Source organism: Pseudomonas sp. 05T35, assembly GCF_056396605.1.
In genome coordinates this window covers 14,856-30,511 of record NZ_JBFTLU010000027.1, presented here as the reverse complement: position 1 = coordinate 30,511, position 15,656 = coordinate 14,856, and the positions used below count along the sequence as shown (strand labels likewise).

15 protein-coding genes are annotated in these 15,656 nt (G+C 59.6%); 3 read left to right on the top strand and 12 right to left on the bottom strand.

What is annotated here, in order from left to right; all coding sequences use genetic code 11:
• Nucleotides 1-92 precede the first annotated feature (92 nt).
• The 10 genes from lysS to AC1DH9_RS03960 form a co-directional block, all read right to left on the bottom strand.
• Nucleotides 93-1,595 carry a lysine--tRNA ligase gene (lysS, locus tag AC1DH9_RS04005; RefSeq protein ID WP_427536268.1) on the bottom strand — a complete coding sequence of 501 codons (1,503 nt, stop codon included), beginning with the start codon at nt 1,593-1,595 and terminating at the stop codon, nt 93-95.
• Between the two features lie 71 nt (nt 1,596-1,666).
• A protein-coding gene (gene prfB / locus AC1DH9_RS04000) for a peptide chain release factor 2 (protein WP_102667242.1) occupies nt 1,667-2,762 on the bottom strand; the annotation gives its coding sequence in 2 pieces (ribosomal slippage) (nt 1,667-2,689 and nt 2,691-2,762; 1,095 coding nt in all).
• Between the two features lie 106 nt (nt 2,763-2,868).
• Nucleotides 2,869-3,870: a diguanylate cyclase domain-containing protein gene (locus tag AC1DH9_RS03995; RefSeq protein WP_427536270.1), complete on the bottom strand. Its 1,002-nt coding sequence runs from the start codon at nt 3,868-3,870 to the stop codon at nt 2,869-2,871.
• A gap of 42 nt (nt 3,871-3,912) precedes the next feature.
• A complete protein-coding gene (cheB, locus tag AC1DH9_RS03990) occupies nt 3,913-4,923 on the bottom strand; it encodes a chemotaxis response regulator protein-glutamate methylesterase (protein ID WP_427536273.1) in 1,011 nt (336 codons plus the stop codon).
• A complete protein-coding gene (locus AC1DH9_RS03985; protein WP_477807828.1) occupies nt 4,920-7,214 on the bottom strand; it encodes a response regulator in 2,295 nt (764 codons plus the stop codon). The genes cheB and AC1DH9_RS03985 overlap by 4 nt, the downstream gene beginning before the upstream one ends.
• Nucleotides 7,211-7,894, bottom strand: coding sequence for a chemotaxis protein CheW (locus AC1DH9_RS03980; RefSeq protein WP_427536277.1), 684 nt, complete (start codon nt 7,892-7,894; stop codon nt 7,211-7,213). Before AC1DH9_RS03980 ends, AC1DH9_RS03985 begins: the two co-directional genes overlap by 4 nt.
• A complete protein-coding gene (locus tag AC1DH9_RS03975) occupies nt 7,891-9,168 on the bottom strand; it encodes a CheR family methyltransferase (RefSeq protein ID WP_477807827.1) in 1,278 nt (425 codons plus the stop codon). The genes AC1DH9_RS03980 and AC1DH9_RS03975 overlap by 4 nt, the downstream gene beginning before the upstream one ends.
• Nucleotides 9,165-9,701, bottom strand: coding sequence for a chemotaxis protein CheW (locus tag AC1DH9_RS03970; protein WP_427536281.1), 537 nt, complete (start codon nt 9,699-9,701; stop codon nt 9,165-9,167). Before AC1DH9_RS03970 ends, AC1DH9_RS03975 begins: the two co-directional genes overlap by 4 nt.
• Entirely contained in the window at nt 9,701-11,323 is a 1,623-nt protein-coding gene (locus AC1DH9_RS03965) for a methyl-accepting chemotaxis protein (protein WP_442114426.1), read from the bottom strand. Before AC1DH9_RS03965 ends, AC1DH9_RS03970 begins: the two co-directional genes overlap by 1 nt.
• Nucleotides 11,324-11,688: 365 nt before the next feature.
• Complete coding sequence (locus AC1DH9_RS03960) at nt 11,689-12,054, bottom strand: DUF6124 family protein (protein ID WP_427536283.1); 366 nt, start codon at nt 12,052-12,054, stop codon at nt 11,689-11,691.
• 339 nt (nt 12,055-12,393) lie between these two features.
• On the opposite strand from AC1DH9_RS03960, the gene AC1DH9_RS03955 reads away from it, so the two are divergent.
• The 3 genes from AC1DH9_RS03955 to AC1DH9_RS03945 all read left to right on the top strand — a co-directional run bounded on the left by AC1DH9_RS03955 (nt 12,394) and on the right by AC1DH9_RS03945 (nt 14,560).
• Complete coding sequence (locus AC1DH9_RS03955) at nt 12,394-13,674, top strand: glycoside hydrolase family 68 protein (protein ID WP_427536285.1); 1,281 nt, start codon at nt 12,394-12,396, stop codon at nt 13,672-13,674.
• Between the two features lie 369 nt (nt 13,675-14,043).
• Entirely contained in the window at nt 14,044-14,301 is a 258-nt protein-coding gene (locus AC1DH9_RS03950) for a CopG family ribbon-helix-helix protein (protein WP_054593838.1), read from the top strand.
• Entirely contained in the window at nt 14,270-14,560 is a 291-nt protein-coding gene (locus AC1DH9_RS03945; RefSeq protein ID WP_427536288.1) for a type II toxin-antitoxin system RelE/ParE family toxin, read from the top strand. Before AC1DH9_RS03950 ends, AC1DH9_RS03945 begins: the two co-directional genes overlap by 32 nt.
• Before the next feature lie 79 nt (nt 14,561-14,639).
• Here the strand turns inward: AC1DH9_RS03945 and AC1DH9_RS03940 are convergent, their stop codons facing one another.
• Both AC1DH9_RS03940 and AC1DH9_RS03935 read right to left on the bottom strand, forming a co-directional pair.
• Nucleotides 14,640-14,825, bottom strand: coding sequence for a hypothetical protein (locus AC1DH9_RS03940; protein WP_427532999.1), 186 nt, complete (start codon nt 14,823-14,825; stop codon nt 14,640-14,642).
• 213 nt (nt 14,826-15,038) lie between these two features.
• Nucleotides 15,039-15,608 (bottom strand): GNAT family N-acetyltransferase, encoded by a 570-nt coding sequence (locus AC1DH9_RS03935; RefSeq protein ID WP_477807826.1) that lies wholly within the window; start codon nt 15,606-15,608, stop codon nt 15,039-15,041.
• Nucleotides 15,609-15,656: the final 48 nt, after the last annotated feature.

Sequence of the window (15,656 nt, the reverse complement as noted above, 5' to 3'; positions counted from 1 at the left end):
CCTCTCTAACGTCAAAAGTAACCAATTGATACGTTTGTACCAGACAGGCAATAAAAAGCCGCCTGTTATAGGCGGCTTTTTAATTGAAACATTTACGCTTGTGGCCGCATGTGCGGGAACAGGATCACATCGCGGATCGACGGTGAGTTGGTCAGCAGCATCACCAGTCGGTCAATACCGATACCTTCACCGGCGGTCGGCGGCATGCCGTACTCCAGCGCGCGTACGAAGTCAGCATCGTAGTGCATGGCTTCGTCGTCACCGGCGTCCTTGTCGGCCACCTGAGCCATGAAGCGCTCGGCCTGGTCTTCCGCGTCGTTCAACTCGGAGTAGGCGTTGGCGATTTCGCGGCCACCGATGAACAGCTCGAAACGGTCGGTGACGTTCGGGTTCTCGTCGTTGCGGCGGGCCAGCGGCGATACTTCGAACGGGTACTGGGTGATGAAGTGCGGCTGCTCCAGCTTGTGCTCGACCAGCTCTTCGAAAATCATTACCTGCAGCTTGCCCAGACCTTCGAAGCCCAGCACTTTGGCGCCGGCCTTCTTGGCGATGGCGCGGGCCTTGTCGATGTCAGTCAGGTCGTCAGCGGTCAGCTCGGGGTTGTACTTGAGGATCGAGTCGAACACCGAGAGACGCACGAACGGCTCGCCGAAGTGGAACACCTTCTCGCCGTACGGCACGTCGGTGCTGCCCAGAACCAGTTGCGCCAGCTCGCGGAACAGTTCTTCGGTCAGGTCCATGTTGTCTTCGTAGTCGGCGTGGGCCTGGTAGAACTCCAACATGGTGAATTCTGGGTTGTGACGAGTCGAAACACCTTCGTTACGGAAGTTGCGGTTGATCTCGAACACTTTCTCGAAACCACCTACCACCAGACGCTTGAGGTACAGCTCCGGCGCGATACGCAAGAACATCTGCATATCCAGCGCGTTGTGGTGAGTCTCGAACGGCTTGGCCGCCGCACCGCCCGGGATGGTTTGCAGCATCGGCGTTTCGACTTCCAGGAAGTCACGCTTCATCAGGAAGCTGCGGATGTGCGCAATCACTTGCGAACGCACGCGGAAGGTCTGGCGCACGTCTTCGTTGACGATCAGGTCAACGTAACGCTGGCGATAGCGCTGCTCGGTGTCGGACAGGCCATGGTGCTTGTCCGGCAACGGGCGCAGGGATTTGGTCAGCAGACGTACGTTGGTCATTTCAACGTACAGGTCGCCCTTGCCGGAACGGGCCAGGGTGCCTTCGGCGGCGATGATGTCGCCCAGGTCCCAGGTTTTCACGGCGGCCAGGGTTTCTTCGGACAGGGTTTTACGGTTGACGTAAACCTGAATGCGCCCGGACATGTCCTGGATCACCATGAACGAGCCACGGTTGAGCATGAGACGACCGGCGACCTTGACCGGGATCGCAGCCTCTGCCAGCTCTTCCTTAGTCTTGGAAGCGTACTGTTTCTGCAAGTCTTCGCAGTAGGCGTCGCGGCGGAAGTCATTCGGGAAGGCCTGGCCCTTGGCGCGCTCGGCAGCAAGCTTTTCCTTGCGCAGGGCGATCAGGGAGTTTTCTTCCTGTTGCAGGGCTTGCGAATCGAGTTCTAGGTCGCTCATGTCTTTAAATTTTCCATCACAGGTTCGTTGCCCCCACCGATGGCAGGGGACTTAAGGTCTTGACTGGCGGTTTACAAGCCTTGCTTCAGGCTCGCCACCAGGTATTCGTCGATGTCGCCGTCGAGCACCTTGTCGCAGTCGCTGCGTTCGACGTTAGTACGCAAATCCTTGATTCGCGACTGGTCGAGCACATACGAGCGAATCTGGTGACCCCAGCCGATGTCCGACTTGGTGTCTTCCAGGGCTTGGGAGGCAGCATTGCGTTTCTGCACTTCCTGCTCGTACAAGCGCGCCCGCAACATTTTCATCGCGGTGTCTTTGTTGGCGTGCTGGGAACGTTCGTTCTGGCAGCTGACCACGGTGTTGGTCGGTACGTGGGTGATACGTACGGCCGAGTCGGTGGTGTTTACGTGCTGACCACCGGCGCCCGAGGAGCGGTAGGTATCGATGCGCAGGTCCGACGGGTTGATGTCGATTTCGATGTTGTCATCGATTTCCGGCGACACGAACACCGCCGAGAACGAGGTGTGGCGACGGTTACCGGAGTCGTACGGGCTCTTGCGCACCAGACGGTGCACACCGATCTCGGTCCGCAGCCAGCCAAAGGCGTATTCACCCTTGATGTGCACGGTTGCGCCCTTGATCCCGGCGACTTCACCGGCGGAGAGTTCCATGATGGTCGCGTCGAAACCGCGTTTGTCCGCCCAGCGCAGGTACATGCGCAGCAGGATGTTCGCCCAGTCCTGGGCTTCGGTACCGCCGGAGCCGGCCTGGATGTCCAGGTAGGCGTTGTTGGCGTCCATCTCACCGCTGAACATACGGCGGAATTCGAGTTTTTCCAGGGCCTCGCGCAGACGCTCGACTTCGGCAGCGACGTCATCGACGGCGGCCTGGTCTTCTTCCTCTGCGGACATCAGCAGCAGGTCTTTGGCGTCGGCAAGGCCGCTGTGCATCTGGTCGAGGGTTTCGACGATCTGCGCCAGCAAGGACCGCTCGCGGCCCAGCTCCTGAGCGTACGACGGGTTGTTCCAGACATTCGGATCTTCAAGCTCGCGATTGACTTCAGTCAGACGCTCATGCTTTTGATCGTAGTCAAAGATACCCCCGAATAGTTTCGGAGCGCTCGGACAGGTCCTTGATACTGTTAAGGATCGGGTTGATTTCCATGGCGGGCAGCACTCGTTGGCGAACTTTTGAAAGCCGGCGAGTATAACGTAATCAAGCTGTCACGGCAGCCCGCCTGGCGGCTTTAGGGGCGAATGAACGTGTTGGTTCATTCGATCCCCACCTGATTGCGTCCATTGTTCTTCGCCAGGTACAACCCCTTGTCCGCTGCCGAGATCAGTTGACGGTAATCACTGCCCGACTGCGGGGTTATGGTCGACAGGCCGATACTGATGGTCAGGCTTGCACCTTCGGCCGGAACAACATGCGGAATTTTCATTCCGGCCACGGTCTGCCGGAGTTTTTCCGCAACCAGGCGTGCCCCGCCCGGCGAGGTATTGGGCAATACCAGGACGAACTCTTCACCGCCATACCGCGCCGGCAGATCGGAAGGCCGGCTACTGGCATCGCGGATCGCTGCGGCGACTTTGCGCAGGGCTTCGTCGCCTTCAAGATGGCCGAAGCTGTCGTTGTACAACTTGAAGTAGTCGACATCGATCATCAACAGCGACAGTTGCGCCTGGTCACGCATGGCCCGACGCCATTCCAGTTCGAGATATTCGTCGAAATGGCGACGATTCGACAGGCCGGTCAGGCCGTCGGAGTTCATCAGGCGTTGCAGCACCAGGTTGGTGTCGAGCAACTGCTGTTGACTGACCCGCAGCGCCCGGTAGGCCGCGTCGCGCTGGATCAGCGTCATGTAGGAGCGCGAGTGATAACGAATGCGCGCGACCAGTTCGATGTTGTCCGGCAGCTTGACCAGGTAATCGTTGGCCCCCGCAGCAAACGCCGCGCTCTTGATCAGCGGGTCTTCCTTGGTCGAGAGCACAATGATCGGAATGTCCTTGGTCGCCGGGTGGTTGCGGTATTCGCGCACCAGCGACAGGCCGTCCAGACCGGGCATGACCAGGTCCTGCAGGATCACCGTCGGCTTGATGCGAATCGCCTGGGCGATGGCCTGGTGCGGATCGGCGCAGAAATGGAAGTCGATGTTCTCCTCGTTCGCCAGCCCGCGGCGTACGGCTTCGCCGATCATCGCCTGGTCGTCGACCAGCAGCACCATCGCGGCGTTCTCATCGGTTTTAAAGGCGTCGAGCTGTAAATCATCCATGTGCGGGCACCTGAATAAGGCAAGTACAGCTGCAATGATGAGTCATTTTGCAAAGATCTCCAGCAATCGTGGCGCTATCTTGTCCAACGGGTGAATTTCTACAGCGGCGTCGATGGCGGCGGCGGCTTTCGGCATGCCATATACCGCACTGCTGCGCTGATCCTGAGCAATGGTCAAGTAGCCTTGCTGGCGCATCGATTTAAGTCCCTGGGCGCCATCGCGCCCCATGCCGGTCAGCAGCACACCGACTGCATCTCCGTTCCAGTAAGTGGCCACGCTTTCAAAAAAAACGTCGATCGAGGGTCGATAGATCTCRTTGACCGGCTCGGCGGTGTAGGCCAGCGTACCGTTCTTCAATAAACGAATGTGGTGATTGGTGCCCGCCAGCAACACCGTCCCGCTTTGCGGCGGCTCGCCTTCCTGAGCCAGGCGCACGTCCAGACCGCTGGCGCTGCCGAGCCATTCAGCCATACCGGCCGCAAACACCTGGTCAACGTGCTGGACCAGCACGATGGCCGGCGCAAAATCGCGCGGCAGGCCCTTGAGCAAGACTTCCAGCGCCGCCGGCCCGCCAGCAGAAGAACCGATGGCCACCAGGCTCTGGCGTTGCCCGAGAACACGAGGAAGGGCCGGCGCCGATTGCACACGGTTACCGCGCTCGCCGATCAGCCAGCCGATGTTCATGATCTTGCGCAGCAGTGGCGCCGCGGCCTCTTTCGGATCGCCCGCGCCGAGGGCCGGAGTATCGACCACGTCCAGCGCGCCGTGGCCCATGGCCTCGAACACCCGGTGGACATTCTGCTGCCGGTCCACCGTGACAATGACGATAGCGCATGGGGTCTCGGCCATGATCCGGCGCGTGGCTTCAACGCCATCCATGATCGGCATGATCAGGTCCATCAGGATCAGGTCGGGGGTGAACTCGGCGCAACGTTGCACCGCCTCGGCGCCATTGCGGGCGACCCAGACCACCTCGTGCGCCGGCTCGAATGCCAAGGCTCGACGCAGGGCCTCCACGGCCATGGGCATATCGTTGACGATAGCGATCTTCATGTCCGCGCTCCTCCTATGAGCTCAACCACTGCATCGAGCAGCGCATCGTCATGAAAGCTGGCCTTGGCTAGATAGTAGTCGGCTCCAGCGTCCAGTCCACGACGACGGTCTTCTTCACGATCCTTGTAGGACACCACCATCACCGGCAACGATTGCAGCCGGTTATCACGTCGCAACAACGAAACCAGCTCGATCCCGTCCATGCGCGGCATATCAATATCGGTAATCAGCAGGTCGAAATCCTCGGCACGCAGCGCGTTCCAGCCGTCCATGCCGTCAACCGCAACGGCCACGTCATAACCCCGATTGAGCAACAGCTTGCGCTGCAACTCACGAACCGTCAGTGAGTCATCGACCACCAGAATACGTTTGCGCGCAACGATGGCGGCCTGTTGGCTGTGCCGGGCGATCCGCTCCAGGCGACCGGTATTGAGCAGTTTGTCCACCGAGCGGAGCAGGTCTTYGACGTCGACAATCAACACCACCGACCCGTCATCGAGCAAGGCGCCGGCAGAAATGTCCTGAACCTTGCCCAGGCGCTCATCCAGCGGCAGCACCACCAACGTGCGCTCGCCGATAAAGCGCTCGACAGCCACACCGTACACCGTGTCGCGGTCACGGATGACTACGACCTTGAGTGTCGCCGGGTTGTTCTGACTCGCCGGGCGGTTGAGCAACTGGCTGGCCGCGACGAGACCAACGTGTCGACCTTCGTGCCAGAAGTGCTGACGACCTTCAATCTGGACGATTTCGTCCGACGCCAAATCGCACATGCGCTCGATGTGCGCCAGTGGAAAGGCATACGCCTCCTCGCCCACTTCCACCACCAGACTGCGCACCACCGACAACGTCAACGGCACCTCGAGCTGGAAACGACTGCCCTCACCGGCCTTCTGCTCCAGCACCACGGCGCCGCGTAACTGGCGGACCATGTGCTGAACCGCATCCAGGCCGACGCCACGACCGGACACCTCGGTAACTTTGTCGCGCAGGCTGAAGCCCGGCAGGAAGAGGAACGTCAGTAGCTCTTCTTCGCTCAACTGCGCCGCGGTCTCGGCCGGCGACAATTGACGTTCGACGATACTGGCGCGCACTTGTTCCAGGTCCACGCCATGACCATCGTCGCTCAACTCCAGCAACAGCAGCCCGGCCTGGTTGGACGCGCGCAGGCGAATCAGCCCTTCGGCAGGCTTGCCGGCCAACTGGCGTTGCTCGGGCGTTTCGATGCCGTGGTCCACGGCATTGCGCAACAAATGGGTCAGCGGCGCTTCGAGTTTCTCCAGCACGTCGCGGTCGACCTGGGTCTTTTCACCCTCGATTTCCAACCGCACTTGTTTGCCCAGACTACGTCCCAGATCGCGAACCATCCGCGCCTGCCCGGTCAGCACATCGGCAAACGGCCGCATGCGACAGGCCAGCGCCGTGTCATACAGCACCTGAGCACGCTGACTCGCCTGCCAGGCAAATTCATCAAGCTCAGCGGTTTTCTCAGCCAGCAATTGTTGCGATTCGGCCAACAACCGCCGCGCATCACCAAGCGCCTCCAGCGCCTCAAGGCTCAGGTCTTGCCCCTTGAGGTGAACGTTGAGGTTTTCCAGGGCTCGCAAACTGTTGCTCTGCGTACGTTTGAGACGCTGCATCGTCGCCAGGTAAGGCTTGAGTCGCAGGGTTTCCACCAACGATTTGCTCGACAGATCGAGCAGGCTGTTCAAGCGTTCGGCGGTTACCCGCAACACCCGCTCGCCGCCTTCGGTGACGCGCTTGGCTTTACGCGACGCCTCGACCGAGGCCGCCAGCGACGACTCGAGTTCTGACACCAGATCCGGTGGCTCGACTTGCGGTGCCGGTGGCTCGGGCGGCAATGAGGGCTGTGCCACGGCAGGTGCTGCAACCGCCGCCAATGGATCCAGCAAACGCCCCATCAGCGCCACGTAGGCTTCGATATCGCCCGGCCCCACGTTGGCACTGCCTGGCGTGGCGATGCGCATCAGCAAGTCCGTGCCTTGCAGCAGCGCATCAATGTGTTCGGGGTGCAGAAAAAGTCGACCCTCCTGCGCGCTGACCAGGCAATCTTCCATCACATGAGAAACGCTGACTCCGGCATCCACACCGACGATCCGCGCCGCGCCCTTGAGCGAATGCGCGGCGCGCATGCAGGCTTCCAACTGATCGGCCTGGGTCGGGTCACGTTCCAGCGCCAGCAACCCGGCGCTGAGTACCTGGGTCTGGGCCTCGGCTTCAAGACTGAAGAGTTCCAGCAGTGACGCGTCGCGCATTTGATCGGGGGTCATGTCAGGCTCCGGGTCACGGCGGACAATACCTGCTCTTCATCCAGCCAACGCAGGCTGCGACCTCTGAATTGCAGGACGCCACGGGTGTACTTGGCACTGGCCTGCTCGCCTGAACGGGACGCGGCGTCGAGAATCCGCTCATCAATGGCGTGAATCCCGTCCACCTCATCCACCGGCACCACCACCGGGCCGCCGTTTGCAGCAATGATCAACATGCGCGGCATAACCCTCACGCCAGAGACGACACCGGTGGTCGCGTCCAGCCCGAGCAATTCCACCAGCGACAGGCACGCCACCAGCGCGCCACGCACATTCGCCACCCCCAGCAGCGCTCGCGAACGCTGATGCGGCAGCGAATGAATCGCCTGCATCGGCGCCACCTCCACCAGGCTGCGGGTCGCCAGGGCGAGCCACTCTTCGCCGAGGCGGAACATCAACAGCGAGCGCGTGACCACGTCCGTTTCAACGGCAATGGATGCTTGCGCGCGGTCGTCCTGCTGCAAGGCATAGCGATCCAGCAAACGCGTCGCCGCTGCGGAATACACCGCGCAATTGCGACAGTGGATATGTTCGATCAGCAGCGGGCAGGACTTGTCGCCGTGGATACCGATACGGTTCCAGCAGTCGTCAATCGCCTGGGCATCTTCATGGGTTACGTTCAGCGAAACAGAACCGGTCATCGTTTACGCTCACTGTCAGCGGTGCGCTCATTACGAGCGGCGCGTTCCTGCAATCGACGGGCGCCGGACGCATCCCCCTGGGACGCCAGTAACACCGACAGGTGCATCAGCGCTTCAGGATGCTGCGGTTGCAAATACAGCGCCTTGCGATAAAAACCCTGGGCCTCCAGCACGTTGCCAGCGACATCACTGAGCAACCCCAGCCAGTAAAACACCTGCGCCACCGGCTCATGGTRGCGCAGGTATTCCTCACAGGCGGCCTGCGCTTCGAGGCTTTTACCTTCGTTGGCCAGGCTTGCAATGCTTGCCAGCAGCGCGGCGGCATCGGTATTCGGTACTTTCTCCAGGTTCGCCCGTTGCACAGGTACAACGGCGGAAAAAGGTCGGTTGCGCACCGGCGGTGCTGGAACGTTGCGCAGCGGCAAACTCACCGGCAACGGCGGTGCAATAAACACGGGGGGCGGTGCGGGTTCAGGCTCGCTGTGACGGCTGAAAGCGAAGGATTGTGGGATACCGATCGAACGCATCCCCAGGCGGCCGAGCAAACTGCCTTCGGCCGGGCCGATAAACAGCACGCCGTCCACGTGAGTCAGGCGCTTGAGCACTTCCAGAACCTGCTTCTGGGTAGGCTGATCGAAATAGATCAGCAGGTTGCGACAAAATACAAAGTCATAGGCTGGCTCACTGGCCAGCAAGGTCGGGTCCAGCAGGTTGCCCACCTGCAAACGCACCTGCTCGCGCACCCGATCGCTGACGCGATAGCCGTCGTCTTCGGCGTTGAAGTAGCGCTCGCGGAAATCGGTTTGCTGCCCACGAAAGGAGTTCTTGCCGTACAGCGCATGCTTGGCCCGTTCGACCGACAGCGGGCTGACGTCCACCCCGTCGACCTTGAACTGGTGCGGCGCAAGCCCGCCATCGAATAACGCCATGGCAATCGAATACGGTTCTTCGCCAGTCGAGCACGGCAGGCTGAGAATCCGCAGCGCGCGCATACCCTTGATCTCCGCCAGGCGCTTGAGCGCCAGCCTGGCCAGCGTGGCAAAGGATTCCGGGTAACGGAAAAACCAGGTTTCCGGGACGATCACGCCTTCGATCAACGCCTGTTGCTCATCTGCAGAGACTTGCAGCCGCAACCAGTACTCATCAGCCGTTTTCACCTGCTGCGCGGTCATGCGCTGGCGCACGGCCCGCTCGATGATCGCCGGGCCGACCGAGTTCACGTCCAGGCCGATACGCTCTTTGAGGAAATCGAAAAAGCGCTGGTCGCAGCTCATAGGCGCTCCTCAAGCATCGCCAGGTCCAGCGGCGGCGACGGGAACAGCAGCGCCCGCACCTGGGCGTCCAGCAAGTCTGCGACACGAACCCATTGCAGCAGGCCTTGTGCGTCTTCACGCACCGGCCCCAAATACGGCGCCTGGTGGTTATCCAGGCCATAGGGCTGGAAGTCCGCCGAGTTGCAACGCAAGGTGTCGGTGGCCTGCTCGAGAATCAGCCCGAGCAATTGCCCGGACGTGGCGCCATCCGGCTGATAATGCACCAGCACCAATCGGGTGCTGGTGCGCGCCTGGGCCGGCTGACCGAATGCCAGCTCGCCGACATCGATTACCGGCACCACCGCGCCGCGATAGGCAAACACCCCCGCGACCCATGAAGGTGTCCCGGCAATCGGTTTGAGCGGCAGGCGCGGCAGCACTTCGGCCACTTCAATGGCTTGCAATGCATAACGCTCGTCACCGATACGAAACACCAGAAACAATGACTGCCTGGGCGCCATGCCTGCGCCGCGTTTCGCCACGAGTTCGCTCATCAGACTTTGAATCGCGAGACGCCGCTGCGCAGCCCTACGGCCACCTGGCTCAGCTCGTCGATGGCGGAACTGGCCTGACGCAAGGACTCGACCGTCTGGCTGCTGGCATCACCCAACTGCACCAGTGCATGGTTGATCTGTTCGGCGCCCGTGGCCTGGGCCTGCATCCCCTCGTTGACCATCAACACCCGCGGCGCCAGCGCCTGAACCTGGTGGATGATCTGCGACAGTTGCTCACCGACCTGCTGCACTTCGGACATGCCACGGCGGACTTCTTCAGAGAATTTGTCCATGCCCATGACGCCGGCCGACACCGCCGACTGGATCTCGCGAACCATCTGCTCGATGTCGTAGGTGGCGACGGCGGTCTGGTCTGCCAGACGGCGAACTTCGGTGGCGACCACGGCAAAACCGCGACCGTACTCCCCGGCCTTTTCCGCTTCGATGGCGGCGTTCAGCGACAGCAGGTTGGTCTGGTCCGCGACCTTGACGATGGTCACCACCACTTGATTGATGTTGCCGGCCTTCTCGTTGAGGATCGCCAGTTTGGCATTGACCAGGTCAGCCGCGCCCATCACCGAGTGCATGGTCTCCTCCATCCGCGCCAGCCCCTGCTGACCGGAACCGGCCAGCACCGAGGCCTGATCGGCAGCGGTGGAAACTTCAGTCATGGTGCGCACCAGATCCCGCGAGGTCGCGGCGATTTCGCGCGAAGTGGCGCCGATTTCGGTGGTGGTGGCCGCCGTTTCAGTGGCGGTCGCCTGCTGTTGTTTGGAGGTGGCGGCGATTTCGGTCACCGAGGTGGTGACCTGTACCGAGGAACGCTGCGCCTGGGACACCAGCGAGGTCAGCTCGGTCATCATGTCGTTGAAGCCGGTTTCCACCGCGCCGAATTCGTCTTTGCGATCAAGGTTCAAGCGGCTGCTGAGATCRCCGGTGCGCATGATGTCGAGGATCTGCACGATGCGGTTCATCGGCGCCATGATCGCGCGCATCAATAGCAGGCCGCAGAGGCCGGCAGCGATGATCGCCACCAGCAAAGACACGCCCATGCTGACTTTTGCCGCGGTGACTGCTTGGCGGATGGCATCGGTGGAGGCATTGGATTGATCACGATTGCTATCAATCACAACATTCAACTGCTTGCGGCCATCGACCCACGCGGGCGTCAATTCCTGCTCCAGCGCCAGACGAGCCTGTTCGTATTGTTTTTGCTGATACAGACCGACGACTTTAGCCAACGCTTGGTTGTACGTTTGATAACGAGTCTCGAACGCTTCGAAATCGACCCGATCCTCAGTGGTGAAGATCGTCTTCCGATAATTGACCATCTCGTCTTTCAGGTGCGCCTCGGCGCCCTTGTACAGCTCCAGGTCAGCGGCACTCATGTCGCGATGTTCCGAGAGGCCAACGATCCGTTGGGTCAAGACGTAAGTGTCGACCCAGGCGCCGCGAATCATCGAGCTGTAATACAGCCCCGGAACGGCATCCGTCTGAACCGTTTCCTCGCTGGACTCAATCTTCAGCAGACTCGAGAACGAGACCATGACCATCAGCAGCATGATGGCGATAATTACCGCAAAGCTCGCCAAAATGCGTTTGCGCAACGTCCAGTTCTTCACAGTCAGTCCTCGGGGCCGTTCAAATGGGGGGAGTATAGCCGAGGGCTCGCTGCGTTTTATAAGCGCTGCATCTCAAGTAGCAACGAAACACGTGTGGCGAGGGAGCTTGCTTCCGCTGGAGCGCGTAGCGCTCCCAATACTGGCGATGACAATTTTTCAGATGGATCTCATTCGCTGGTTTTGGGGCCACAAAAGTTTGTAGCAGCTGCCGAGCCCGCGAGGCTGCGTCCGGCTCGGTCCGCGCTCGGGCGAAGCAGTCGTGAAATCAGGCAATGCGTTCCTTCAGGAAAACCGCGTATGCAGGATTTGCGAGGACTGCGTCCTCGGACGCAGCCTCGCGGGCTCGACAGCTGCTACGGGCGCTCTTACTCCGGGGGGTCGAGGTGATCSAGSGCGCGATTCACSGCSAGYTCGGCCAGGGAAATCATCTGCTGAATCGCCAGCGCGGTATTGCGTTTGGGGCCTTCRAGTTCGAACGCCAGATCGCTGGCCATGACATTSGCCGAGGCGAGGGTTTCGCAGGCGTGGGCCAGCAGGGTTTCGCTGTCGATGTCGGGGGCAATGACAAAAATGCAGCCGGGGCGTCGGTCGGCCAACAATTGCTTGGTCTCTGGCAACACCAGGTAATGATCGAGCGCACGGTGCGCGGCGGCGTGGAGTTCTTTTGAATCGAGGGAGACGTAGGGAGAGACGGGGTCGGTTTCGGGCGGATTGGGCGTGGCTTTGAACATGCTGATGCTCCTAGAGTCATGGAGCTGCCACGATTCGCTGCGAAGCAAAGGGAGGTGGCAGCTGTACGCGGGTTCGCAGACCGGGACTCTAGAACCGGCAGACCCGAAGGTCTCCCACGCACAACCGCCATAACATGAACTGACAGGCATAGAGGACACCTGCTCACGAACGGGGACGTTGTGCGTCTAGAGATTACCCGGGCTGCGAAACCCGGTCGCTGAATGGGCAGCGACACGGAAACAATAGGAGCCAGGCCCAAGACGCACAAGCCGGCGGATTCTGGCGCAGGTGTAGGCAGCGACGCACATTTAAATATATTCATGGATGAGGTACTCCCTATGAAAAGCAACACTGAAAAACTTGGTCAACTTCCCCGTCAACCCAGCTTGTGGACCCGCGCCGACGCGCTGAAAGTTCACGCGGATGATCCGACCACTACCCAGCCTCTGGTCAGTGCGGATTTCCCGGTATTGAGCAACGAGGTGTTCATCTGGGACACCATGCCGCTGCGCGATATCGACGGTAACGTGGCTTCTGTCAACGGCTGGTCGGTCATTTTCACCTTGACGGCAGATCGCCACCCGAATGATCCGGAGTACATCGACGAGAACGGTAATTACGACATCATCCGAGACTGGAACGATCGTCATGGTCGGGCAAAGATGTACTACTGGTTTTCCCGCACCGGTAAAGACTGGCAGTTTGGTGGTCGCGTGATGGCGCAAGGTGTGTCTCCAACCACGCGTGAATGGGCTGGCTCCCCGATTCTGTTGAACGACCAGGGCGATGTGGATTTGTATTACACCGCCGTCACGCCGGGCGCCACGATCGTCAAGGTGCGTGGCCGCGTGGTCACTACCGAGCATGGCGTCGAGATGGTGGGCTTCAAAAAGGTTACATCGCTGTTCGAGGCTGACGGCGAGATCTATCAGACCGAAGCGCAGAATCCGTACTGGGGCTTCCGTGATCCATGGCCGTTCCGCGATCCGAAAGACGGCAAGTTGTACATGCTGTTTGAGGGCAACGTGGCCGGTGAGCGTGGTTCGCACAAGGTCGGCGAAGCTGAAATCGGCGACGTACCGCCGGGCTATGAAGATGTCGGTAACTCGCGCTTCCAAACGGCCTGTGTCGGTATCGCCGTAGCAAATGACGAAGATGGCGACGACTGGGAAATGTTGCCGCCACTGCTGACTGCAGTAGGCGTCAATGACCAGACCGAACGTCCACACTTCCTGTTTCAGGACGGCAAATACTATTTGTTCACCATCAGCCATAAATTCACTTATGCCGACGGTGTGACCGGTCCGGACGGGGTGTACGGTTTCGTCGCGGATTCGCTCTTCGGCCCTTACGTGCCACTGAACGGTTCCGGTCTGGTGCTGGGCAACCCCTCTTCCCAGCCATTTCAAACCTATTCACATTACGTGATGCCTAACGGCCTGGTGACTTCGTTCATCGACACCGTACCCACAAAGGAAAGCGACACCGGAATGCAGTACCGGGTCGGCGGCACTGAAGCGCCGACAGTGGGCATCAAGGTGAAAGGGCAGCAGACTTTCGTGGTGGCCGAATATGACTATGGTTACATTCCCCCGATGATTGATGTAACGCTGAAATAGTATCGAAGCAATATAGGGCCTTCAGGCACCGGGTTTGAATTCGATAACAAACACGTTGTGGATATGATCGAGATATCCGCGCCTGACTCACTGCGACTTGATCGGGAGCCGCATTGAACAATGCGTAACATCGACCCTTCGGAACTGGCTGCAAGGATGCAGCCAGTAACGGGTCTTCTCCCTGGCATCAGCCTGTTCAATCGCCACGCCAAGGAGCAAGCATTCGGCAACACATCGCTCACTCCCTCCAGCACCTGCCCCGCTAAGATTTCCTGACACCGCGCGCACAACGGTGATTGACTGAAATCTTGTGGGGGCCTAGGGTGTTTACGTCGTTTACAATGTATACACCTTCACAGGAGAGCCGCGATGGCCTCGCCCGTTTTGTCCTTTCGAGTCGAAGAGAATCTTGCCCAGCAACTGGATCAGCTTGCAGCAGCGACCGATCGTGACCGTCAGTACCACCTCAAGCGCGCACTGGTGCGTTATGTAGAAGCCGAATCCTGGCACCTGCAAGCAATCAGCGAAGGTATTGCCGATGCCGATGCTGGAAAATTGACCGATCTGGACGCCGTGAAGGCTAAGTGGGCAAATCGTGCCGAGAGTCGCACTGACCGAGAGAGCTGAGAGTGACCTGGACGCCATTCATGAACACTATTGCGGGCTGATTGGCACAACCGCTGCCAACGATGTGGTGACAAGCATCCTCAACACCTTTGGCCAACTTGAACTGTTCCCCGGCTCCGGGCGTCCTTCACTGGTACCGGATATACGTGAACTTGTTCTGAATCAGCTTCCATTTGTTGCACCTTATCGCCTGGCACTCGGCCAAGTGCAGATCCTGCGAATATTGCATGAACGAACCGAGCGTAATCAGGAGTGGTGACACTCTATGCAATCGGAGCGGGTGCACAAGACAAACAGCCCCTCCCATAAGCGAACATGGGAGGGGCCGTCAACCCGCCTCAAAACCGCGAAACACGGTGCATCGCATCCGCCAGATAGCGCATTGCAATCCGGTCATTCTCCGATAACGCTCGATACTGCTCGACGAGTTTCACCTCCTCCGAGCTGAGCCGGCGCGACCTTCGCGAGAGRCTCAAGCCTGAGAAAATCCCTAAAAACCCGATGCTGCCTTGCGCTTTTTCCATGGACGATGTCCCTCTGCACGTGAACTGAAACTTCAGATACCTCATCGCCCTGTTCCTGTTTCAACCATCTATGGCACTTGCGTGAGTCCGGCTGAACGTTCACCGGCCTCAAGGGCAAAGACCGGTCATGAGCCTAAGAATAGGAACAAAAAAACGTTTGCGAGCTGTTTTTAGAGTAATTAGTCAAATAAATGAAAACACTTATTTGAAACGCTATGTTGATTTGAAAAACAGATGAATATCCTCGGGCTCCAGCTGATACAGCTGCGGGTCCGGCGTGTCGAGCAGCGCGCAACCCTGACGCCGATAAAAGTCCACGGTATTGCGTGACGGCGTGGCTGATACATAAAGCGCCTCGGTGCCCGTTGCCATAGCCTGCTGGCATGCAAGGCGGAACAACCGCTGCCCAAGTCCCAGGCCACGGTAATCGCGGCTGACGTGCAAGAACTTCAGTTGCAGCAACGACAGCCCGGCGYTGTGGATAATCTCGCAGTCGACAACAGCAGCGGCCACCAGCGTTTCGCCATCGAACACGCCATACAGCCAGCCACCGCGTTCGTAACATGCCTGCAAAATCTCTTCGTCACGCTCGGCCTCGCCCGCAGGCCAGCCACTGACCACCTCATGCTGCGGATAGAGCAACAATTGGCCGTCCTGTACGCGGTAGAACTCATCGATCACTTCGCGTCGATCAATGTGTTTGAGCAGACGAATATCGCCCGAAACAAGGCGCCGCTCGCTGAGCCTGCGGGTTCTCCTGAATGATCTGCGGGTATTTTCCATGAAGCGCACACTCATCATTTTCGAGTTATTTCGAACGCTTTATCTTAT